The following is a 229-nucleotide window of genomic DNA, read 5'->3' as shown; positions in this document are numbered from 1 at the left end:
TCCTTCCAGGCCGCCCTGGCCCAGCACCACCAGCATCGCGCCCACGGGGGCGTACAGGTCGCTCGGGACCTGGACGGTATCCCAGCCGTTCTGGGCATTGCCGCGGGTGGCGTCGATGCTGCCCAGCGGGCCGTGGTCGGAGGCGCCCTGCAGGGCGGGGTCGAAGGTGTGGCCGGACCGCGTGGCGTGGTTGGCTTCGGTGTTGAGCTTGAAGTCCTTCTCCAGGCCG

At 71.2% G+C, this 229-nt stretch carries 1 pseudogene; it reads right to left on the bottom strand.

The features are described from left to right. Positions 1-229 (bottom strand): annotated as a pseudogene (locus tag ACQG3P_RS25625) (xylose isomerase); the annotation flags it as partial.

It is taken from the genome of Stenotrophomonas sp. SrG (assembly GCF_050031795.1).
GTDB lineage: Bacteria > Pseudomonadota > Gammaproteobacteria > Xanthomonadales > Xanthomonadaceae > Stenotrophomonas > Stenotrophomonas rhizophila_A.
The sequence above is the reverse complement of the archived record's forward strand: the minus strand, read 5'-3'. Positions and strand labels throughout refer to the sequence as shown.